The organism is Azospirillum sp. TSO22-1, assembly GCF_003116015.1.
Classification (GTDB): Bacteria; Pseudomonadota; Alphaproteobacteria; order Azospirillales; family Azospirillaceae; genus Azospirillum.
Genome location: NZ_LGQZ01000018.1, coordinates 13,010 through 33,352, shown reverse-complemented (window position 1 = coordinate 33,352; position 20,343 = coordinate 13,010). Strand labels below are relative to the sequence as shown.

Here is a 20,343-nt window from a genome sequence, read left to right as displayed (position 1 = left end):
GGAGCAAATCGTAAAAAAGTTAAAATGCTTCCAACTCGATCACCGAGCAATCGCGCCCGCGCTGCGCGAGCGTGCTGCACGCGGTGTCGATCTGCAGGCGGGAGAAGGGGCCGATCGCCATGGTCCAGTTCACCCGCCCCTCGCGGAACACCGGCCAGACCATGGCCGGGCGCTCGCGGTACTGGGTGCCGGGGCCGCCGGTGAACTCGCCCCAGGCGCGCAGGCCTTCGGCGTAGCTGAGATACTCGCCCAGCTTCACCGCGTAGACCGGGCCGCTGGGCAGCGCCGGCTCGCCGGGCAGCGGGTAGGGCGAGGCGACGCCGAGGAAGCCGTCCAGGTCGGCCACCACCTTGCCGCGGCCGGGCACCGACAGCTCGGCGCGGCCTTGCTCGATGCCGGCCAGTGCGACAACGTGTCCCTTCTTGAGGGTGAAGCCGACGCGCTTGCGGGCGTCCAGCACCTCGGTGGCGCGCACTGCGCGGGTGGCTACGACGTAGCCGGCCATCGGGGCGGGCGCCGCCGCCTCCCACGCCGCGCGCGGCACCAGCGCGCCGACGCCGCGCCGCGGCAGGTCGGGCGCGGTCTTGCCGCCCTTATCCGCGGCCTCGGCCTTGGGCGGCGGCGGGGCGACCGGCACCGGGCGCGGCACGTAGACGGGGTCGAGCGAGTCCGCCGGCACGTAGCCGACCGGCTGGCCGCCGATGGCGACCTGCGTCCAGGTGGTGCCGCGCGGCGTGCCCAGCGCGTTGACCGCCCGGCCGCTCTTCATGGTCATGATGATGCGGGCGTCCTGGTTGGGGCCGATGCGCACCTCGACGTCGCGGTTGAGCACCACCGGGCCTTCCAGCGGCGCGCCGATGGCGACCGGGCTCTGGGCGCGGGCGGTCCCGACAGTCCCGGCGGTGAAGAGTGCCAGCAGCGCCGCCACCCACAGGATTGAGAAACGCCCGACCGCCACCATGCCCAATATCCCCCGACTCATGGCGGCATTCTGCCCCGCTTCCCCCGTTCGGGGCAACCCGCTGGGGCGGGTGGCGGCGTGTGGAACATCGTGGAACACCGTGGAACAGTGTGCAGGGGGTGTTCAGTTCGCCATCCGCCTTGCGCTTGCCTTGAATGACAAAAATCCTATCAAGGATTGGTGTCCTTGTCCAGCGTCGCGAGCGGGGTGCCGGCGCTCAGCTGGCGCGCAGCAGGTCGTGGATGGCGTCGGCCAGCGTGCGCACCGGGGCGGAGGTGGCGCCGGGGGCGCGGTGCAGGGCGATGTCCACCACCGGCAGCTCCGGGAAGCCGTCGGCCGGCGTCAGCGTGCGCAGGGCGGGCGGCACGGTGCACGCCTCCATGGCCGTCAGCCCCAGCCCGCCGAGCACCGCGCCATGCACGGCGACCACGCTTTTCGAGGTGAAGGCGACGCGCCACGCCCGGCCCATGCCCTCCAGCGCCGCCACCGCGAGGTCGCGCACCACGCAGCCCTTGGGAAACAGCGCCAGCGGCAGCGGGTCCAGCGCCTCTATACCTCCATTGGGCCCCGAGGCGGGCGGGGCGACCCACAGCACCGGCTCGGCCCGCACCCGTTCGCCGGCCGGGTCGTCGGCGCGGCGGGTGACCAGCGCCAGGTCGTAGCGGCCCTTCTCGATCTCGGCGACGAGGTCGGGGCTGTTGTCGCACACCACCTCCACGGTGATGCCGGGGTAGGACGCGGCGAAGCGTGCCAGCACGTCGGGCAGCAGCATGGTGGCGTAGTCGTCCGGCGTGCCGATGCGGACGGAGGCCGGCGCCGGCCCATGCCGCAGCGTCGCCACCGCCTCGTCGTTGAGGGTGAGCATGCGGCGTGCGTAGGTCAGCAGCACCTCGCCGTCGCCGGTGAGGCGCACGCCCTTGGTGTCGCGTTCGAACACCCGGGTGCCGACGGCCTCCTCCAGGCGCTTGACCTGCTGGCTGACGGCGGCCTGGGTGCGGAACAGCGCGTCGGCGGCGCGGGTGAAGCTGCGCGCGTCGGCCACGGCGACGAAGGCGCGCAGCAGATCGGTGTCGAGGTTGGCGGCCATGCCGGCATTCAAGCAGAGCGCGGGCGCGGCGGCAACCGCATCACGGACCGTGATGGCGGGCGTGAGAACCGCGCGTTTCGTGGGGATCCGCCGTGCGTCCCGGAAAGACGCCCGCCATGGGTCGCAAAAGCGCGGACGGGGAATATCATCATATGGTACGCGTACCGGGACGCCCGCCGGTGCGCACGACGAAGCCGACCGCCAGGACACCCATGCCGCTGGACACCCGCACGCTCATCGTCGTCTCCCTGCTGACCGCGGGGGTCATCGGGCTGGTGCTGCTGATGACGTGGTCGATCAACCGCTCCCTGTCGGCGCTGCGCTACTGGTCGGGTGCGTTCATGTTCTACGCCGCCGGTCTGGCCGAACTGGCGTTGCGTGGCGAGGGGCCGGTGCAGGCGTGGAACGCGCTGGGAGTGACGCTGCTGGGGACCGCCCACCTGCTCGTCCTGTTCGGCTCGCGCAGCCTGTCCGGCAAGAGCGTGCCGTGGCGGCCGGGGGGGCTGGGGCTGGTCGCGCTGGTCGCCGCATGGTTCTATTTCCTGCTGGTCGAGCCGGACTTCTCGAGGCGCTATGCCGCGTATGCCCTGTTCACCACCGTCACCGCCGGGCTGGCCAGCACCGAGCTGTTCCGCGCCAGGCGGGACGGCTGGGTGTCCGCCCTCACCGTGCTGGCAGCGCTGTACGGGCTGGTCGCCGTGGTCAACGGGGTGCGCCTTGCCTACCTGCTGACCGTCGGTGGGGGGGACGGCGTGCTCGACACCGGACCCGCGCAGACGACGCACTTCCTGTACGCCAACATGCTGCTGGTGACCGTGGGCATCTGCATGGCGGTGGTGTCCACCGAACATTTGCAGAGTGAGCTGCGCCGCTCCGCCACCTACGACCGCCTGACCGGGGTGTTCAACCGCGGCGCCTTCGTCGATCTGGCGGAGAAGGAGTTCGCCCGCTGGCGGCGCTCGGGCAGCGCCTTTTCGATCCTGCTGATGGACCTCGACCACTTCAAGCGGGTCAACGACACCTTCGGCCACGCGGTCGGCGACGCCATGCTGGCGGCCTTCGCCCGCCGCTGCGCCGGCCATCTGCGCGAGGGCGACCTGCTCGGCCGCTACGGCGGCGAGGAGTTCTGCGCCCTGCTGCCCGGCGCCAACCGGCAGCAGGCGGCGGCCGTGGCGGAACGCCTGCGCCGCGACGTGGCGGCGATGGAAGTCCAACACCAGGGCACGGTGCTGTCGATCAGCGTCAGCATCGGCGTGGCGGAGATCGACGTGTCGACTCCCGACCTCGACAGCATGGTCGCCTGCGCCGACACCGCGCTCTACCGCGCCAAGCGGGGCGGCCGCAACTGCGTGATGGTGACCGAGCCGGCGCTGGCCGTGTGAACCGCATCACGGATCGTGATGAGGCCATAAAACCTATTCGTTTCAAACGGATCGCCGGAACCGGCAGGGTGGGGCCCTGACGAGGGAGGCGGCGATGACGCTGTTCGGGGCGATGCAGGCGGTGGTGTGCGAGGCGGCGCGGGTGCCGTGTGGGGAGGCTCGTCCAACCCTCCCCTGCCCAGCGGGGGAGGGTGCCCGCGCAGCGGGCGGGTGGGGGCTCGTGGGGCGGATCGCCCTGCTTGTTGCGGTTTGTGCCCCCTTGACTTAACCTCGGTATGGCAAATTTGTCATGAGGCGGGGATGGCGCCGCGCAAGCTCCGCTGGATGGGCGACAGCAAGGATGTGCTGAGCGGCTTCCCGCAGGACGTCAAGGACGTTTTCGGCGTTGCGCTGTACGAGGTGGAACTGGGCGGAACGCCGGACATCGCCAAGCCGTGGAAGGGGCTTGGCCCCGGCGTCTGGGAGTTGCGCGACACCGACGAGGACGGGGCGGCCTACCGCGGCGTTTACGTCGTCCGGCTCAAGAGCGCGGTGTACGTGCTGCACGCGTTCAAGAAGAAGTCGCGCCGGGGCATCGAAACACCGCGGCACGAGGTTGAGGTGATCGAGCAACGCCTGAAACGCGCCATCGAGATCGACCGGGAGAGTGGCGAATGACCGACTTCACGGAAGGCAGCGGCAACGTCTTCGCCGACATCGGCGCGCCGGACCCGGACACCGCCTTGGCCAAGGCCAAGATGATCGTCGAGCTGAAGCGCATCGTGGGTGAGCACGGGCTGACGCAGGAGCAGCTTGCGCAGCTTGTCGGCGTGGACCAGCCGACGGTGTCGAAGGCATTGAGCGGGCGTCTGTCCAGCATCACGCTGGACCGGCTGATCCGCTGGCTGATGCTGCTCGGCTGCAGCGTGGAGATCACGCTTGCCGAACCGCCGGCCGGCGAGGCGGCGCGGTGCGAGGTGCACACCAAGGCGGCGTAAACCGGCCCCTTCGCCCGCGTCAGCGGATACCCTTACTCATCCCCCATCTTGAGCGCCGCGATGAAGGCGCTCTGCGGGATCTCGACCTGCCCGAACTGGCGCATGCGCTTCTTGCCTTCCTTCTGCTTGTCCAGCAGCTTGCGCTTGCGGCTGATGTCGCCGCCGTAGCACTTGGCGGTCACGTCCTTGCGCATGGCGCTGATGCTCTCGCGGGCGATGATCTTGCCGCCGATGGCGGCCTGCACGGCGATCTTGAACAGCTGGCGCGGGATCAGCTCCTTCAGGCGCTCGCACAGCATGCGGCCGCGGCGCTCGGACTGGCTGCGGTGCACGATCATCGACAGCGCGTCCACCACCTCGCCGTTCACCAGGATCGACATCTTCACGAGGTCGCCTTCCTCGTAGCCGTCCATCTGGTAGTCGAAGCTGGCGTAGCCGCGGCTGATCGACTTCAGCCGGTCGTAGAAGTCGAACACCACCTCGTTCAGCGGCAGGCGGTAGACCAGCATGGCGCGCGCACCGGCGTAGGTCAGCTCGATCTGCTGGCCGCGCCGCTCGGTGCACAGCTGGAGGACGCCGCCCAGGTACTCGTCGGGCAGCATGATGGTGGCCTTGATCCACGGCTCCTCGATGTGGTCGATCTTCATCACGTCCGGCATGTCCGCCGGGTTGTGCAGATCGATCACACTGCCGTTGGTCATGGTCAGCTTGTAGACCACCGAGGGCGCGGTGGTGATCAGGTCCAGGTTGAACTCGCGCTCCAGCCGCTCCTGGATGATCTCCAGGTGCAGCAGGCCGAGGAAGCCGCAGCGGAAGCCGAAGCCCAGCGCCGCCGACGTCTCGGCCTCGTAATGGAAGCTGGCGTCGTTGAGCTTCAGCTTGCCCAAGGAATCGCGCAGGCGCTCGAAGTCGGCGGCGTCCACCGGGAACAGGCCGCACCACACCACGGGGATCGAGGGCTTGAAGCCAGCCAGCGGCTGCGGCGCCGGGCGGCGCTCCTCTGTGATGGTGTCGCCGACCTTGGTCTGGGTGATGTCCTTGATGGCGGCGGTGATGAAGCCCATCTCGCCGGGGCCCAGCTCGCCGGTCAGCAGCGCCTTGGGCGTGAACACGCCGACGCGGTCCACGTCGTGCGCGCTGCCGGTGGACATGAAGCGGACCTTCTGGCCGACCTTCAGCTTGCCGTCCACCACGCGCACCAGGATGACCACGCCCAGGTACGGGTCGTACCAGGAATCGACCAGCAGCGCCTTCAGCTCGCTGTCCGCATTGCCCTGCGGCGGCGGCAGGCGCGTGACGACCGCTTCCAGCACCGCGTCGATGTTCAGGCCGGTCTTGGCGGAGATCTCCACCGCGTCGGAGGCGTCGAGGCCGATGACGTCCTCGATCTGCTGCTTGACGCGGTCGGGCTCGGCGGCAGGCAGGTCGATCTTGTTGAGGACGGGGATGATCTCGTGGTTGTTGTCGATCGCCTGGTAGACGTTGGCGAGCGTCTGCGCCTCGACGCCCTGGCTGGCGTCCACCACGAGGATCGAGCCCTCGCACGCAGCGAGGCTGCGCGAGACCTCGTAGGCGAAGTCCACGTGGCCCGGCGTGTCCATCAGGTTGAGGGTGTACTGGATGCCGTCCTGCGCCTTGTAGAGCAGGCGGACGGTCTGCGCCTTGATGGTGATGCCGCGCTCGCGCTCGATGTCCATGGAATCGAGCACCTGCTCGCGCATCTCGCGGGCGTCGAGGCCGCCGCACTGCTGGATCAGCCGGTCGGCGAGCGTCGACTTGCCGTGGTCGATGTGCGCGATGATGGAGAAGTTGCGGATGTGCGAGAGGTCGGTCATCGGAACCCGGAGCGCTGGATTTGCGCCCGGAACATAGGGCGGACGGGGTGGGGAAGCAACGTTTCCCTCTCCCGCCCCGGGAGAGGGGGCCGCGCAGCGGCCGGGTGAGGGTAAAGCCGAGGATCCTTGACGGTACCCTCACCCGATGCCTTCGGCGTCACCCTCTCCCGGGGCGGGAGAGGGTTACTGGATCCCCTCGTACAGCTCCAGGTACTCCCGCGCCGGCCGTTCCCAGCCGAAGTCCCGGCCCATCGCCCGGGTCCGCATGGCATTCCACAGCTCGGGCTTGCGGTAAATGCTCATCGCCCGGCGCAGCGCGAAGCCAAGCTCCTGGCCGGTGGCGTTCATGAAGGCGAAGCCGGTCGCCACGCCGTCGTTGAGCGCCGCCGGGGTGGCGTCGATCACCGTGTCGGCCAGCCCGCCGGTGCGGCGGACCAGCGGCAGGGTGCCGTACTTCATGGCGTACATCTGCGTCAGCCCGCACGGCTCGGAGCGGGACGGCACCAGCAGCAGGTCGCTGCCGGCCTGAATGCGGTGCGACAGCGCCTCGTCGTAGCCGATGCGCACGCCGACCGAGCCGGGGTACCAGTCGGCGAGGTGGCGGAAGCCGCCCTCCATCCACGGCTCGCCGGTGCCCAGAACCGCCAGCTGGCCGCCGGCCGCCACCCAGGCCGCGGCGTTCTCCAGCACCATGTCCAGGCCCTTGTGCCAGGTCAGGCGGCTGATGATGCCGGCCAGCGGCCGGTCGGGGCGCGGCTCCAGGCCGAAGGCGGCCTGCAGGTCGGTCTTGCACGCCGCCTTGCCCGAGGGGTTCTCCGGGCTGTAGCGGGCCACGATGTGCGGGTCGGCGGCCGGGTCCCAGATGCCGTAATCGACGCCGTTGACGATGCCGCTCAAGTCGTGCGTGCGGTAGGACAGCAGCCCTTGCAGGCCCATGCCCTGCTCGTCGGTCTGGATCTCGTGCGCGTAGGTGTGGCTGACCGTGGTCAGGCGATCCGCGTACCAGCACCCGGCCTTCAGGTAGCCGAGGCCGCCGTAATACTCGACGCCGTCCATGGCGTAGCAGGAGGCCGGCAGTTGCACCTCGCCCAGCAGGTGCGGGCTGAACTGGCCCTGGTAGGCGATGTTGTGGATGGTCATCACCGTGCCCGGCCGGAACGGCCCGCCGAAGCGGTCGGGACGGACGCGCAGGTAGGCCGGCATCAACCCGGTCTGCCAGTCGTGCCCATGGATCACGTCCGGCCGCCACCACGGGTCGTAGGACTCGTGCGCGGCGAAGCCGGCCGCCGCCCAGGAGAGTGCCGCGAAGCGCTGGGCGTTGTCCGGCCAGTCCTTGCCGTCGGGGCCGAGGTACGGGTTGCCGGGGCGGGCGTACAGCGCCGGCGCGTCCAGCGCGTAGGCCAGCGTGCCGTCCGGCATGTGGCCGAGCAGCAGGCGCGCCCGCTCGGTGCCCGGCAGGTCGGTGATCAGGTCGCCGACCTCGTGCGCGTTGCTCAACCCGTCCAGCACCGCCGGGTAACCGGGCAGCAGGAGCCGCACGTCCACGCCGATCCGGGTGAGGGCGGCGGGCAGGGCGGCGCTGACGTCGGCGAGCCCGCCGGTCTTGACCAGCGGGAAGCATTCCGGCGTGACGAAGAGGACTCGCATCGGGACCCGTTCTTAACTGTTGAGTTCGCCCTGCGCCAGCAGGCGGTCGATCATCTCGCGGGTGATCAGGCAGACGCCGCCCTCGGAGCGGTGGAAGCGCCTGGCGTCCAGCTCCGGATCCTCGCCGACCACCAGCCCCTCGGGGATCTCCACGCCATGGTCTATGACGACTTTGGTCAGACGGCAACGCCGGCCGATGTCGCACTCCGGCAGAACCACGCACTGGTTCAGCTCGGAGTACGAGTTCACCCGCACCGAGGAGAACAGCAGCGACTGCCGCACCACCGAGCCGGAGATGACGCAGCCGCCCGACACCACGCTGTCCACCGCGGTGCCGCGGCGGTCCTCGTCGTCGAAGACGAACTTCGCCGGCGGCAGCTGCTCCTGATAGGTGAAGATCGGCCAGTTGCGGTCGTACATGTTCAGCTGCGGCGTGACGCGGGTGAGGTCGATGTTGGCCTCCCAGTACGCGTCGATGGTGCCGACGTCGCGCCAGTAGGGCGGGTCGCCCGGCGTGCCGGCGATGCACGAATCGGCGAAGTCGTGCGCCATCACCCGGGCGCGCGGCACCAGGTGCGGGATGATGTCCTTGCCGAAGTCGCGGGTCGAGCCGGGGGTGTTGAAGTCGCGCTCCAGCTGCTCGTACAGGAACTCGGCGTTGAAGACGTAGACGCCCATGCTGGCCAGCGACCGGTCGGGGCGGCCGGGGATGCAGGGCGGGTCGGCGGGCTTCTCGACGAAGCCGACGACGCGCTTGTCCGCGTCGATGTGCATGACGCCGAAGCCCTTGGCCTCCTCGCGCGGCACGTCGATGCAGGCCACCGTCAGGTCGGCCTTGCGGGCGATGTGGTCGAGCAGCAGCGCGCCGTAGTCCATCTTGTAGATGTGGTCGCCGGCCAGGATCAGGATGTACTCCGGCCGGTGCGCGCGGATGATGTCGAGGTTCTGGTACACCGCGTCGGCGGTGCCCTGGTACCAGCTGGTCTCGTCGATGCGCTGCTGCGCGGGCAGGAGATCGACGAACTCGTTCATCTCGCCGCGCAGGAAGCCCCAGCCGCGCTGCAGGTGGCGCAGCAGGCTGTGCGACTTGTACTGCGTCAGCACGCCGATGCGGCGGAAGCCCGCGTTGATGCAGTTGGAAAGCGCGAAGTCGATGATGCGGAACTTGCCGCCGAAATAGACGGCCGGCTTGGCGCGCCGGTCGGTGAGCTGCTTCAGCCGGCTGCCGCGCCCTCCCGCCAGCACCAGCGCCACGGCGCGCCGCGGAGCCAGACGCAGATCCCGTTTGTCGGGCATAGGATGCACCCCTTTGTCGTCGTTCGTCTTCTTATGATCTGCGCCGCGCGTGGCATGCCAGTCCGAGGACGGCCGATCGGAGGAAGGTCAAGGGCTCCGCCGACCGGCCTAGGCCTTGACCGTGCCACAGATCCAGCCGGCGGGCCAGAGGCGCCGGCCGGCGGGGGCGCGGAGCGGAGTGCCTCATTTCAGGGCGGCGCGCGGGCAGAATTCTGCACAAAAATACGGCAGACAAGCGGCGGATCGGCCGACAGGGGCATGCTCCGCCCCTCCGCCTACTCCCTTCGATGGAGAATCTCCAGGCTCGGCAAGGAGTCCATGGTTATCGGAGGCTGCTCAAGATTTGTGCATATCGCGGGTGCGGCACCGGAGTCGCCGCGAGTCCCGTCAATCGGCGCGCCGTGCGGAATCCAGCGATTCCCAGGGCTTAGCGGTTGGCACGGAACTTGTAGTTGGAACGGCGAGCTTGAGCCCCGCCCGACGCACGAAGGGACCGACCGGGCCGGAGCGTTTTTTTGAGAGAGGAGCCTCGATGAGCCGTCTGACACTTCTCGCTGCACCGATCATGGCGGTGACTCTGGGCTTGGCCGGCCTGCCTGGCGAAGCCCTTGCGCAAGACGCGGCGGCCGCCGCGGCGGCGGCCCCGGCGCCGACCATCAGCAACGGCGATACCGCCTGGATGCTGACCTCGACGGCGCTCGTCCTGCTGATGACCATCCCCGGCCTGGCGCTGTTCTACGGCGGCATGGTCCGCAAGATGAACGTGCTGGCCACGGTGATGCAGAGCTTCGCCATCACCTGCCTGATCACCGTCCTGTGGTTCGTGATCGGCTACAGCCTCGCCTTCACCAACGGCAACGCCTATGTCGGCGGCCTCGACCGCCTGCTGCTCGGCGGCATGGACATGGCGAAGCCCTTCGTCATCGGCGACGGGCTGGCCGCGGCGGTGACCAACACCATCCCCGAGCCGGTCTTCTTCATGTTCCAGATGACGTTCGCGATCATCACCCCGGCGCTGATCGCCGGCGCGTTCGCGGACCGCATGAAGTTCTCGGCCCTGCTGATCTTCACCGCGCTGTGGTCGCTGGTCGTCTACGCGCCGATCGCGCACTGGGTGTGGCAGCCGAACGGCTTCCTGTTCAGCCTGGGCGTGCTCGACTTCGCCGGCGGCACCGTGGTGCACATCAACGCCGGTGTGGCCGGTCTGGTCGCCGCCCTGGTGCTGGGCAAGCGCAAGGGCTACCCCGAGCAGAACTTCATGCCGCACAACCTGGTGCTGTCGCTGATCGGCGCCTCGCTGCTGTGGGTGGGCTGGTTCGGCTTCAACGCCGGCTCCGCCCTGACCGCGGGCCCGCGCGCCGGCATGGCCATGCTGGTCACGCAGGTCGCCACCGGCGCCGCCGCGCTGGCCTGGGTGTTCGCGGAGTGGATCGCCAAGGGCAAGCCGTCGGTGCTCGGCATCATCTCGGGTGCGGTCGCCGGTCTGGTCGCCATCACCCCGGCCTCGGGCTTCGTGGACGGCAAGGGCGCCCTGGTCATCGGCGCGGTCTCCGGCGTGGTCTGCTTCTGGTCGGCCACCAGCCTGAAGCGCATGCTCGGCTACGACGACTCGCTGGACGCGTTCGGCGTGCACGGCGTCGGCGGCTTCATCGGCGCGCTGCTGACCGGCGTGTTCGCCAAGATGTCGGTCGCCAACGTCGAGGGTGCCTTCGCCTCGGTCCTCAAGGACGCCCCGGACACCACGCTGGGCCTGCTCGAGGGCAACGCCTCGGCGGTGATCATCCAGCTCCAGGGCATCGCCTGGACCATCGGCTGGTGCGCGGTCGTCACCTTCGTCCTGCTGAAGGCCATCGACCTGGTGGTCGGCCTGCGCGTGGACGAGGACATCGAGCGCGACGGCCTGGACCTCGCCCTGCACGGCGAGACCATTCACTAAGGTCGGTTTGTTCTGGTGCGTTTCCTCCTATCCTGACTCCCGCCGCCGGGCCCCACCCGGCGGCGGTTTTCTTTTTTGGGGGGGTATTGCCCCCACCCCATCCCTCCCCCGCTGCGCAGGGGAGGGGGCAGATCGGCGAAGTTCCCTCCCCTGCGACAGCGGGGGAGGGATGGGGTGGGGGGGCAAGGCGTCAGGCCGTCGGCCGCCGCAGCAGCATCTTCCCCACGCCGTTCAGCGCGGCGAACAGCTGGTCGAACTGCGTCTTGAAGGTCTCCCACGGCAGCGTCCCGCCGGTGGCCGCGGCCACCGCCGCGTGCAGGTCGCCCAGGCTCGTCCGCCCGTCGATGCGCGCCAGCATCGGACCGGCGAGGCGCGGCAGCGGCAGCGGCACCACGGCGCCGGCCAGCTCCGCCTCCAGCACGCCGCCGGGCGGGATCGCCTTCGCCGTTGCCGGGCCGTCGAGGTCGCGCAGCACCGGCACCGCCTCCGGCCCGTCCGGGCGGGCCACCGCGCCGTCCAACGTGTCGGGGCGCACGAGGTAGGCGATGTGCTTGGTCATGCCGCCGCTGACCTGCTCGGCCCAGGCGGCGCGCTCCAGCCAGGACAGGCCGTCCAGCCGCTTCAGGAGGCGCGGGTCCTTGACCCAGGTGGACGGCTCGTAGCGCGCCGGCTCGATCAGGGCGCTGACGGCGAGGCCGGCGCCCTCGGCCAACTCCGCCAGCTCCGGCACCGTGTAGGGGCGGTCGCAGGAGTGCAGCAGCAGATCGTAGAGATTGGCGTCCGACGTGCGGTGGTCGGTCAGGAACGGGTTGCGGTTCAGCCAGTTGGTCTGCGGCAGCGCGCCGAGCAGCCGGCGGGCCAGCGCCACCTTGTCCTGTGGCGTCATCCCCTGGGTCATGGCGCGCAGCGCCGCCTGCATCGGGTAGACGCCGGTGCGCCCCAGCGGCGCGTAGACCATGATGCCCAGGCCGCCGCCGGGCTTCAGCGCGCGCTCCAGCGAGGCCAGCCCGGCCGGCGGGCTGTCCAGGTGGTGCAGCACGCCGCAGCAGTCAATGTAGTCGAAGCTGCCCAGCTTTTCTTGATCGGGCCCCTCCAACTCCAGCAGCGAGCCGCGCAGGAAGCGCAGGTTGGTCAGGCCGCGCGCCTTGGCCCGCGCCTCGGCGATGGCGCGCGAGGCGTCGGACAGGTCGATGTAGGTGACGGTGCCGGGATTGCCGGCGTCGGCGAGCTGCTGGGCGATCATGATCGTCGCGTCGCCGGTGCCGCCGCCGGCCACCAGCACGTCGAGCGGCTTGGCGAAGTCCAGCCGGCCGCCGAAGACGAAGTGGTTGACCTCGTCCAGGTGGCTGGGGGAGCCGGTGACCAGACGCTTCCTCTCGTCCGCCGGGTCGCGCGCCGGGTAGGGGTAGGCTTCGTACTGGGCGCGCAGGTCGTCGGTGCTCATGGGAGCGACTTGTACGATGTCGTGGGCAGGACCACAAGATCAGGGGCATCGCCGACCACGGCGAGCGAGTTCACCGGGCCGCGCGCTCGGCTCAGAGACGAAGGTCGATCTTACCGTAGGCGAGGGCGTAGAGTTGCATGGCCTGAATCACCCAGTCCGCCAAGGACTCGGTGGATTGCATGGGATTCTGCTGCCGCGCCCGCGCCCGTGCCGTGATGCCGAGGTCCCTGAGATTCAGCAGCATGTTCCGTGTCAGGATTACCGGAACATGCTGGCTTTCCAGTGTTTTTCTGTGATCCACATGAAGGACGATGGACGCAAAGAACAATGCGAAATTCTCGTTGGTCATCGCCATCGCTGCCGATGTGCCGTCGTAATTGGTCACCCTGATAGGCTGAAATGTCAGAATTGCGATGGCAGTGAGTGCGGCCATCTTATCTCGCCCTGAAAGGCGCTCATTTTTATAATAGCCGTTGTATTTCTTGTAGTTATGGAGGAGGTCGTCGTAATAATAATCGACCGTGGCATTGATCTTTGCTGGGTCTACCGACAGGCATCTGGCCGCTGTCGCCCTGTGATCAATGCCGAGTTCCAGCGTTATAAACTGCAATGTATGCTCGATGGATCGCGCCGCCACGGCATTCAAATAGTCGGCGCGCTGGTCCTTTTCGTCAGCAGACACGTAATTCATAGTGTACCATTTTTTTGGCAAAAAAATACTGCTCCGCCGAGCGGCGGAGCAGTCATAACAGAATGCTTACTTCGTGGATGTGGGCTTCTTCATGCTCGCGATCGCTTTTCCAGCAATGGCGGCAAAGCCGTCCGAAATTTCATTCATCACCGGGTAGCCTTCAGTCTGCTCACTGAAAGCGCTGGCGGAGTTGCTCTTTGGGTAGGAGCGGAAGGCGTCGTAAGCTGGCCCCTGGCTTTCGGCATCAACCAAGTGAGACGGAAACCGATAGGCCGGCGATGCGGCTAAGGCGGTTTCCTCCTTGGGTTTTCTGGACATGCTTGCGGTCCCCTCGGAATCTCAAGCTTCCTACTTATAGGATGCAGCCTGTTCCGTGCAAGGGTAAACACTTAATATGACTCGCGTCTGGAGTCATAGATTTCCATATACTTGTGTATGTGGCAATCAATCGGGGACGCTTCAAGAGGCTGAAAATCAACGGTGATTCAATTCGTCGCGTAAGCGGCGACGGATTGCCGCCCAAGTCCACGATCAGCAATGCGCCGCCTTTGTCGCAGCGGTTCTCCTGCCGATGTTGCGGCACCGCAACATTGGGCTCTGTCTTTGCCACTGGCGTCCGCAGTGCGTGAACTCCGGTCATCCATTCTCCGGCGACGACCCGGGAAATGCCGCGGGCCATCCCTCCGCCGGCCGCACCTCGCCGACCCGCAGCCCGTTGCGGTTGGTCACCGGCTCGGCCAGCAGCGACCCGGCCGCCGCCCATTGCGCCTCGGTCAGCGCGTCCGCCGCGCGCAGCAGCGCCGCCAGCGCGACGTGGCGGGCGCGCTCGGCGCCGTCCTCGACCTTCAGCGCGATGCCGACGCCCTGCTCGGGCAGCACGGCGCAGCCGACGCCCTCGGCGCCGATCTTGGTCAGAACCGCGCCGCCGGCCGCCTGCATCAGCCGGGTGTCGAAGGTGCCGCGGCCGCCGACCAGGTAAGGATGCCGGCCCCAGGCGGTGCGGATGCGGGTCACCGCCTCGGCCCGGCGGTCGGGCAGGTCCTGCGGATCGGCGATGCGCGCCATGGCGTAGGCGATGGCGCCCAGCGGAATGCCGATGGTCGGCATGGCGCAGCCGTCCACGCCCCAGGGGGCCCGCGAGAGGTCCTGGCCGGTCATCTGCTCCAGCACGCCGAGGATGCGCTGCTGCACCGGGTGCTCCCAGCGGACGTAGCCCTTGGTCGGCTCGCCCTTGTGGCGCGCGGTGGTCAGGAAGCCGGCGTGCTTGCCGGAGCAGTTGTTGTGCAGGGCGCTGGGCGCCTCGCCGCGGCGGAGCAGGGCGTGCGCCGTCGGCTCGTCGGTGGGCAGGTGGGCGCCGCACTCGTAATCGTCCACCGTGCAGCCGATGCGCGCCAGCCAGCGCGCCGCCAAGTCTGTGTGCGCCGGCTCGCCGGCGTGCGAGGCGCAGGCGAGCGCCAGTTCCTCGTCGCCGAGGGCGAACGCGTCCAGCGCGCCGGTCTCGACAAGCGGGATCGCCTGCAGCGCCTTGACGGCGGAGCGCGCGTAGGTCGGCCGGTCGATGTCGCCCCAGCGGGCGAGCACCCGGCCGCCGGCGTCGACGATGACGGCGTGCGCGCGGTGGCGGGACTCCACCATGCCGCCGCGCGTCACCTCGACGGCGATGGGCGCCTCGGCCGGGCCGGAGAGGTCGGCGCGGCCCTCGGCCGGCGTATGGTCATGGGCATGGCCGCCGCAGCAGCCGTCGTGGTGGTGATCGTGGCTCATGGGCGAGAACTTGCCTCCGCCGCCGGTCCGGTGCAAGGTGCGGCCCCGAATTTCGGATCTCACTTTAGGCCGTGTCATGGATACCGCCAGCACCCCGCGCGGCTACTTCGCCGTCGGCGTCGAGCGCATCAGCAAGCCGGGCAACGTCGGAAACCTGATCCGCTCGGCGCACGCTTTCGGCGCGTCGTTCTTCTTCGCCATCGATCCGGCGCCGGACATCCGCGAGATGCACTATGTCGACACCTCGGGCGCGCCGGAGCATCTGCCCTTCTACATCTACGACGGGCTGGCCGACCTGAAGCTGCCGAAGGACTGCATGCTGGTCGGCGTCGAGCTGACCGAGGACGCCGTCGAGCTGCCGAGCTTCCGCCACCCGCTGCGCGCCGCCTACGTGCTGGGGCCGGAGCGCGGCAGCCTGTCGCCGGAGCTGCAGGAGCGCTGCGACTTCATCATCAAGATCCCGATGAAGTTCTGCGTGAACGTCGGCGTAGCGGGCGCGCTGGTGATGTACGACCGGATGATCAGCCTGGGCCGCTTCGCCGAGCGCCCGGTGCGCACCGGCGGTCCGGTCGAGGGCCCGCCGGTCCACAAGCACGGCGCCCAGAAGGTGCGCAACCGCGCCGAGCGCCGCCGCCGCGCCGCGACGCTGGGGCGGGGGGAGATCCCGCGGGAGTGAGCGGGGGAGGGGCGGCAACCGGGCAAGGGAGTCACCACGAAGGCACGAAGACACGAAGGCGGCGGGCGCGCGCTCCTCACCTTCGTGTCTTCGTGCCTTCGTGGTGAAATAGGCTGTCGGCGCTCAGCAGAGCCTCAATAGTAGGCGGTCTTCGTCCGGTGCCGCGGCTTTGCGCGGTACTCGGGCTGCTGGCCGCGGTGCCAGAGCACGCGGTCGATCAGCACCGCCGGGGTGTTGAGCGCCGCCGCCAGCAGCTCCACCGCGTGCACCGCGGCGGCGCGCAGCTCGGTCTCCTCGCGGCTGCCGGACTCGATGACGTCGCCGCGGTCGATGCGCCCGGCCAGTTCGGGATCGTAGGTCAGCACGCCGTCGTGGCGCAGCACGTGCGGCAGCAGGTTGTCGGCGAACGCCGTCAACCGGCCGAGGTCGGTGAAGGCGGTGATGCCGGCCAGCGCCAAGTCGGCGGCGGTGATCTGCGCGCGCTTGTAGAAGGGCGAATCCTCGAACAGCGGCATGCGCCAGAGGATGGTCGTCAACCGCTCGGCCGAGCCGTCGGCGGCGTTCACCAGGTCGAGGAAGCGGCCGTCGTGGTTGTCCAGCACGAAGCCGCCGAGGTCGCTCAGCGCCTGCGCATACAGCTCGGCCAGCTCGACCGCCGCCGGGTTGGCCGGGTCGAAGCCGAAGAGGTCCAGCGCGTCCTGCGGCGTGGCGCCGGCCAGCCGGTCGGCGGGGATGGCGCCGTGCTCGCGGAAGTGCCGCGCCAGCCGGCCGGCAATCGCGCCGTAGCCCGAGGCGGTCGGGCCGACGATGTCGGGGAACCAGCCGGAGCCGAAGTTCACCGAATCCAGCGTCAGCACGAAGGCCGCGGTGCCCTCCGGGTCGGTCTCCGGCTCGACGTAGTGCAGCGCGGGGTCGAGGGCCAGCGGCGTGGCGGCGAGGGCCGGGGCCAGCGCCTGGGCGTAGGCTTCGATGCGGTCGGCCTCGACGCGGACGTGCCGGGAGTCGCGGACGATGCGGGCGCAGGCGCCGCGGACGATGTTGAAGAAGCTCACTGCGTCACAGCCGCATAAACGGGTTGAGGAAGCGCCCGACCGCACCGGTCAGCCGCAGCCGGCCCAGCGTCACCGACAGGCACAGGCAGCCCTCCGGATCGGCGACCGGCTTGTGGTCGATGCTGCCATCGCCGACCGCCACGTCGCCCCGCGCGAATTGCCCCAGGGCGTCGCTGAAGCCGCCGTCGAGCACCAGCGCCAGCTCTAGCCCCTCGTGGCTGTGCCGCGGCGCCGCGGCGCCGCCCTTCATGCGGATCAGCCGCGCCCGCTCGCCGCGCGACAGCGGGATGTCGACGCATTGGAAGCCCGGCGCCATCATCCGCCAGCGCATCGCCGCCGGGTTGCCGCCGACGTAGCGGCGCAACGGCTCGGGGATCAGCGAAGGCACCGCGGGCGGCGCGATGCGCGGCGGCGTCGGCGGTTCTTCGTACGGGGGCGGCTCGTCCAGGCGGGCGAACAGCCGGTCGAGCGCGCCGGGGGCGAGCGCGTCGGGCTCCAACTCCTCCAGGAGCGCGCCGCCGACCGCGTCCAGCTCGGCCACCGCGCAGCGGCAGCCGGGGCACAGCGCCAAGTGCGTGGCGACGACCAGCCCGCCGGCCTCGCCCAGGCACCCACCGGCGTAGTCCATCAGCAACGCGTCGCCGGGATGGTGGAGGGGAAGGCTCATGACGGGTCTCTCAGGGCCTTGCGCAGGCGGTCGAGCGCCAAACGCAATCTAGACTTCACGGTGCCGAGGGGAAGCCCGCGCTCCACCGCGATGGCGCTGTGCGGCTTGTCCTCGAAATAGGCCATGCGCAGCAGCTCGGCCTGCTCCGGCGGCAGCGCCCGGATGGCGGCGCGCAGCCGGCCGCTGTCCTGCGCGGTCTCCAGCGTGCGGTCGGCGGGCTCGACCGGATCGGGGACGAGGGCGGGATCGTCGGGGTCGATCTCCGGCCGCTGCTCGCGGCGCAGCGCGTCGATGCGGCGGTTGCGGGCGATGGTGAACACCCAGGTGGCGGCGGAGGCCTGGGCGGGATCGAAGGTCTCGGCGCGGCGCCAGACCAGCAGCATCACCTCCTGCACCAGCTCCTCCGCTCCTTGCGCGTCGGCGCCGAGCCGGCGCAGGTAGGCCTTCAGGCGCGGGGCGAAGTGGCCGAACAGCGCGGCGAAGGCCGCCCGGTCGCGCGCACGGCCGACCGCGAGCAGCAGATCGTCGGGCGACATGGCCGCCGCGGCCGGGGGAAGCGGATCCTGCATGGCTGCATTGAAGGCGAACGCGCGCCCGCACACAAGCCGCGCGTGGCGGCCGGGGCTCGGAAAAAAGGATGAGAGGGCGCGTTCCATGACGGCTTGTACGCACACTTTCGATCGGTGGATCACGTGCGTCCACCCCCTTCAAACCGCCGCCGAATTCGGATAGTGTCCCGGCATCCCGAAACCAATTCGCAGTCGCACAACGATGTCGCTTCCCCGCACCGTTCGTCGTGCCGCCGTCGCGGCGCTGGCGCTTTCCGCCGTTGCCACCGGCGCCCTGGCGGCCGACCCGAAGGCCCTGGGCTCGTTCAAGGACTGGAACGCCTTCGCCCTCGACGAGGGCGGGCACAAGGTCTGCTACATGTCCAGCCAGCCCAAGAAGAAGGAGCCGGCCGGCGCCAAGCGCGGCGACATCTACGTGCTGGTCACGCACCGCCCGGGCGAGAAGAGCTTCGACGTGGTGAGCTTCATCGCCGGCTACTCCTTCAAGAAGGAGAGCGAGGCGACGGTGGACGTCGGCCCCAAGGCCTTCAAGCTGTTCACCGACGGCGAGACCGCCTGGGCGCGCGATGCCGACACCGACAAGGCGCTGGTCGCCGCCATGAAGGACGCCAAGGGCAAGCTCATGGTGATGAAGGGCATGTCGGGCCGCGGCACCAAGACCGCCGACAGCTACAGCCTGGACGGCATGGCGGACGCCTACAACGCCATCAACACGGCGTGCAGCGTGAAGCGCTGATCCCCTTCCTTTGTCGGGCGTCGCGGGGGGACAGACACTCCCCACAGCGTCATCCCCGCGAAGGCGGGGATCCATAATGTCCGAAGCGGCATGCCATGGAAGGTATGGATCCCCGCCTTCGCGGGGATGACGGTTGGAAGGGGGATGCGGGTTGGGGACGCGTGTGCCGGTGCCCGCAAACATTTCCCTGCGTCACTTTGACTCTTCGGGCGTCCGGGCCTATGTAATGCGGCCATGAACGCCATCAGCACCGCTGCCTTGTCCCCCCTGCCGCGAATCGACGCGGACGGGCGGAAGAACCTCGTCGGCCTCTCGCGCGAAGAGCTGGAGGCCGAGATGCTCGGCTTCGGCCTGGAGAAGTTCCGGGCCCGCCAGCTCTGGCACTGGATCTACCACCGCGGCGCCACCGACTTCGCGGTGATGACCACGCTGGCCAAGCCGGTGCGCGACAAGCTGGCCGAGGCCTACGCGGTGCTGCGCCCGAGCGTGGTGCGCGACCTGAAGTCCGTGGACGGCACCCGCAAGTGGCTGCTGCGCATGCCCGATGGCCAGGAGGTGGAGAGCGTCCACATCCCCGAGGAGGACCGCGGCACGCTGTGCGTCTCCTCCCAGGTCGGCTGCACGCTGACCTGCCGCTTCTGCCACACCGGCACGCAGCGCCTGGTGCGCAACCTGGACGCCGCCGAGATCGTCGCGCAGGTGATGCTGGCGCGCGACGCCCTGGGCGAGTGGCCGGCGCCGCCGGACGGCCGCATGGTCTCCAACATCGTCATGATGGGGATGGGCGAGCCGCTGTTTAACTACGAGAACGTCGCCAAGGCGCTGAAGATCGTCATGGACGGCGACGGCATCTCGATCTCCAAGCGGCGCATCACGCTGTCGACCTCCGGCGTGGTGCCGATGATGAAGCGCTGCGGCGAGGAGCTGAACGTCAACCTCGCGGTCAGCCTGCACGCCGTCACCGACGAACTGCGCGACGTCATCATGCCGATCAACCGCAAGTACCCGCTGCGGGAGCTGATCGACGCCTGCCGGAACTACCCCGGCGTCAACAACGCGCGCCGCATCACCTTCGAGTACGTGATGCTGAAGGGCCTGAACGACAGCCCGGCCGACGCCCGCGCGCTGGTCAACCTGCTGCGGGGCATTCCGGCGAAGATCAACCTGATCCCGTTCAACCCGTGGCCGGGAGCGCCCTACGAGCGCTCGACCGACCGGGCGATCCAGGTGTTCGGCGACATCGTCAACCACGCCGGCTACGCCAGCCCGGTGCGCACCCCGCGCGGCGAGGACATCATGGCGGCGTGCGGCCAGCTGAAGAGCGAGTCGATGAAGCTGAGCGCGGCCGAGCGGGCGCAGATCCAGCAGGTCATCGCCGAGAAGGACGCAGAGCTGGCGGGGTGAGGCCTGTTACCGCAAGGCGCACGAACTGGTACATCATACCCTTATCGTCATGCCTGGACTTGCTCGCTATGCTCATGATTAAGCGCGCGAACACCTTTTGCGGCTGGCAATCATCGTTCCAAACCGTCATCCCCGCGCAGGCGGGGATCCAGTGCTCGCGTCCACGAGCTATATGAGTCATGTCGCCCCTGTTGGGGCTCATCCTGGATCCCCGCCTGC

Annotated in this window: 19 protein-coding genes; 7 read left to right on the top strand and 12 right to left on the bottom strand. The window is 69.2% G+C overall.

Annotated elements, in window-relative coordinates:
* Nucleotides 1–19 precede the first annotated feature (19 nt).
* Together TSO221_RS05905 and TSO221_RS05900 are read right to left on the bottom strand one after the other, a co-directional pair.
* The gene (locus TSO221_RS05905; RefSeq protein ID WP_247877927.1) at nt 20–961 is read right to left on the bottom strand and encodes an SH3 domain-containing protein; all 942 of its coding nucleotides are present in this window, start codon (nt 959–961) and stop codon (nt 20–22) included.
* A 217-nt stretch (nt 962–1,178) separates the two neighbouring features.
* The gene (locus TSO221_RS05900) at nt 1,179–2,048 is read right to left on the bottom strand and encodes a LysR substrate-binding domain-containing protein (RefSeq protein WP_109117553.1); all 870 of its coding nucleotides are present in this window, start codon (nt 2,046–2,048) and stop codon (nt 1,179–1,181) included.
* Between the two features lie 179 nt (nt 2,049–2,227).
* On the opposite strand from TSO221_RS05900, the gene TSO221_RS05895 reads away from it, so the two are divergent.
* The 3 genes from TSO221_RS05895 to TSO221_RS05885 all read left to right on the top strand — a co-directional run bounded on the left by TSO221_RS05895 (nt 2,228) and on the right by TSO221_RS05885 (nt 4,407).
* Nucleotides 2,228–3,430: a GGDEF domain-containing protein gene (locus tag TSO221_RS05895; RefSeq protein WP_158284002.1), complete on the top strand. Its 1,203-nt coding sequence runs from the start codon at nt 2,228–2,230 to the stop codon at nt 3,428–3,430.
* 300 nt (nt 3,431–3,730) lie between these two features.
* Nucleotides 3,731–4,087: a type II toxin-antitoxin system RelE/ParE family toxin gene (locus TSO221_RS05890; protein ID WP_109117551.1), complete on the top strand. Its 357-nt coding sequence runs from the start codon at nt 3,731–3,733 to the stop codon at nt 4,085–4,087.
* On the top strand, nt 4,084–4,407 hold the full coding sequence (locus tag TSO221_RS05885) for a helix-turn-helix transcriptional regulator (protein WP_109117550.1): 324 nt from the start codon (nt 4,084–4,086) through the stop codon (nt 4,405–4,407). Before TSO221_RS05890 ends, TSO221_RS05885 begins: the two co-directional genes overlap by 4 nt.
* Nucleotides 4,408–4,439: 32 nt before the next feature.
* Here TSO221_RS05885 and lepA read toward each other — a convergent pair whose 3' ends face one another.
* The 3 genes from lepA to glgC all read right to left on the bottom strand — a co-directional run bounded on the left by lepA (nt 4,440) and on the right by glgC (nt 9,185).
* Entirely contained in the window at nt 4,440–6,242 is a 1,803-nt protein-coding gene (lepA, locus tag TSO221_RS05880; RefSeq protein ID WP_109117549.1) for a translation elongation factor 4, read from the bottom strand.
* A 183-nt stretch (nt 6,243–6,425) separates the two neighbouring features.
* Nucleotides 6,426–7,889 (bottom strand): glycogen synthase GlgA, encoded by a 1,464-nt coding sequence (gene glgA / locus TSO221_RS05875; RefSeq protein WP_109117548.1) that lies wholly within the window; start codon nt 7,887–7,889, stop codon nt 6,426–6,428.
* 12 nt (nt 7,890–7,901) lie between these two features.
* Nucleotides 7,902–9,185, bottom strand: a complete 1,284-nt coding sequence (glgC, locus tag TSO221_RS05870) for a glucose-1-phosphate adenylyltransferase (protein ID WP_109117547.1) — start codon at nt 9,183–9,185, stop codon at nt 7,902–7,904.
* Nucleotides 9,186–9,717: 532 nt separating this feature from the next.
* Between glgC and TSO221_RS05865 the strand changes: the two genes are divergently transcribed.
* Nucleotides 9,718–11,121, top strand: a complete 1,404-nt coding sequence (locus tag TSO221_RS05865) for an ammonium transporter (RefSeq protein WP_109117546.1) — start codon at nt 9,718–9,720, stop codon at nt 11,119–11,121.
* 190 nt (nt 11,122–11,311) lie between these two features.
* Here TSO221_RS05865 and TSO221_RS05860 read toward each other — a convergent pair whose 3' ends face one another.
* From TSO221_RS05860 to TSO221_RS05850, 4 genes are all read right to left on the bottom strand, one after another.
* Nucleotides 11,312–12,565, bottom strand: coding sequence for a class I SAM-dependent methyltransferase (locus TSO221_RS05860; protein ID WP_109117545.1), 1,254 nt, complete (start codon nt 12,563–12,565; stop codon nt 11,312–11,314).
* Nucleotides 12,566–12,656: 91 nt separating this feature from the next.
* Entirely contained in the window at nt 12,657–13,256 is a 600-nt protein-coding gene (locus tag TSO221_RS34860; protein ID WP_146208719.1) for a hypothetical protein, read from the bottom strand.
* Nucleotides 13,257–13,322: 66 nt separating this feature from the next.
* The gene (locus TSO221_RS34855; RefSeq protein WP_146208718.1) at nt 13,323–13,574 is read right to left on the bottom strand and encodes a hypothetical protein; all 252 of its coding nucleotides are present in this window, start codon (nt 13,572–13,574) and stop codon (nt 13,323–13,325) included.
* A 318-nt stretch (nt 13,575–13,892) separates the two neighbouring features.
* A complete protein-coding gene (locus TSO221_RS05850) occupies nt 13,893–15,020 on the bottom strand; it encodes an asparaginase (RefSeq protein ID WP_109117543.1) in 1,128 nt (375 codons plus the stop codon).
* A 76-nt stretch (nt 15,021–15,096) separates the two neighbouring features.
* On the opposite strand from TSO221_RS05850, the gene TSO221_RS05845 reads away from it, so the two are divergent.
* Nucleotides 15,097–15,696 carry an RNA methyltransferase gene (locus TSO221_RS05845; RefSeq protein WP_109117542.1) on the top strand — a complete coding sequence of 200 codons (600 nt, stop codon included), beginning with the start codon at nt 15,097–15,099 and terminating at the stop codon, nt 15,694–15,696.
* Nucleotides 15,697–15,830: 134 nt separating this feature from the next.
* Here the strand turns inward: TSO221_RS05845 and TSO221_RS05840 are convergent, their stop codons facing one another.
* The 3 genes from TSO221_RS05840 to TSO221_RS05830 are packed head-to-tail and all read right to left on the bottom strand — an operon-like array spanning nt 15,831 to nt 17,984.
* A complete protein-coding gene (locus tag TSO221_RS05840; RefSeq protein ID WP_158284001.1) occupies nt 15,831–16,748 on the bottom strand; it encodes a queuosine salvage family protein in 918 nt (305 codons plus the stop codon).
* A gap of 4 nt (nt 16,749–16,752) precedes the next feature.
* On the bottom strand, nt 16,753–17,415 hold the full coding sequence (locus tag TSO221_RS05835; RefSeq protein ID WP_109117540.1) for a ChrR family anti-sigma-E factor: 663 nt from the start codon (nt 17,413–17,415) through the stop codon (nt 16,753–16,755).
* Nucleotides 17,412–17,984, bottom strand: coding sequence for a sigma-70 family RNA polymerase sigma factor (locus TSO221_RS05830; RefSeq protein ID WP_109117539.1), 573 nt, complete (start codon nt 17,982–17,984; stop codon nt 17,412–17,414). Before TSO221_RS05830 ends, TSO221_RS05835 begins: the two co-directional genes overlap by 4 nt.
* A gap of 202 nt (nt 17,985–18,186) precedes the next feature.
* Here TSO221_RS05830 and TSO221_RS05825 point away from each other — a divergent pair, with 202 nt between their 5' ends.
* On the top strand, nt 18,187–18,720 hold the full coding sequence (locus tag TSO221_RS05825) for an invasion associated locus B family protein (protein WP_109117538.1): 534 nt from the start codon (nt 18,187–18,189) through the stop codon (nt 18,718–18,720).
* Between the two features lie 234 nt (nt 18,721–18,954).
* The gene (gene rlmN / locus TSO221_RS05820; RefSeq protein ID WP_109117537.1) at nt 18,955–20,124 is read left to right on the top strand and encodes a 23S rRNA (adenine(2503)-C(2))-methyltransferase RlmN; all 1,170 of its coding nucleotides are present in this window, start codon (nt 18,955–18,957) and stop codon (nt 20,122–20,124) included.
* Nucleotides 20,125–20,343 lie beyond the last annotated feature (219 nt).

Bases quoted from the DNA above. Each gene is read 5' to 3' on its own strand.
- TSO221_RS05905 (WP_247877927.1), bottom strand. From the start codon at position 961: ATGGTGGCGGTCGGGCGTTTCTCAATCCTGTGGGTGGCGGCGCTGCTG.
- TSO221_RS05900 (WP_109117553.1), bottom strand. From the start codon at position 2,048: ATGGCCGCCAACCTCGACACCGATCTGCTGCGCGCCTTCGTCGCCGTG.
- TSO221_RS05890 (WP_109117551.1), top strand. From the start codon at position 3,731: ATGGCGCCGCGCAAGCTCCGCTGGATGGGCGACAGCAAGGATGTGCTG.
- TSO221_RS05885 (WP_109117550.1), top strand. From the start codon at position 4,084: ATGACCGACTTCACGGAAGGCAGCGGCAACGTCTTCGCCGACATCGGC.
- lepA (WP_109117549.1), bottom strand. From the start codon at position 6,242: ATGACCGACCTCTCGCACATCCGCAACTTCTCCATCATCGCGCACATC.
- glgA (WP_109117548.1), bottom strand. From the start codon at position 7,889: ATGCGAGTCCTCTTCGTCACGCCGGAATGCTTCCCGCTGGTCAAGACC.
- glgC (WP_109117547.1), bottom strand. From the start codon at position 9,185: ATGCCCGACAAACGGGATCTGCGTCTGGCTCCGCGGCGCGCCGTGGCG.
- TSO221_RS05865 (WP_109117546.1), top strand. From the start codon at position 9,718: ATGAGCCGTCTGACACTTCTCGCTGCACCGATCATGGCGGTGACTCTG.
- TSO221_RS05860 (WP_109117545.1), bottom strand. From the start codon at position 12,565: ATGAGCACCGACGACCTGCGCGCCCAGTACGAAGCCTACCCCTACCCG.
- TSO221_RS34860 (WP_146208719.1), bottom strand. From the start codon at position 13,256: ATGAATTACGTGTCTGCTGACGAAAAGGACCAGCGCGCCGACTATTTG.
- TSO221_RS34855 (WP_146208718.1), bottom strand. From the start codon at position 13,574: ATGTCCAGAAAACCCAAGGAGGAAACCGCCTTAGCCGCATCGCCGGCC.
- TSO221_RS05850 (WP_109117543.1), bottom strand. From the start codon at position 15,020: ATGAGCCACGATCACCACCACGACGGCTGCTGCGGCGGCCATGCCCAT.
- TSO221_RS05845 (WP_109117542.1), top strand. From the start codon at position 15,097: ATGGATACCGCCAGCACCCCGCGCGGCTACTTCGCCGTCGGCGTCGAG.
- TSO221_RS05835 (WP_109117540.1), bottom strand. From the start codon at position 17,415: ATGAGCCTTCCCCTCCACCATCCCGGCGACGCGTTGCTGATGGACTAC.
- TSO221_RS05830 (WP_109117539.1), bottom strand. From the start codon at position 17,984: ATGCAGGATCCGCTTCCCCCGGCCGCGGCGGCCATGTCGCCCGACGAT.
- TSO221_RS05825 (WP_109117538.1), top strand. From the start codon at position 18,187: ATGTCGCTTCCCCGCACCGTTCGTCGTGCCGCCGTCGCGGCGCTGGCG.
- rlmN (WP_109117537.1), top strand. From the start codon at position 18,955: ATGAACGCCATCAGCACCGCTGCCTTGTCCCCCCTGCCGCGAATCGAC.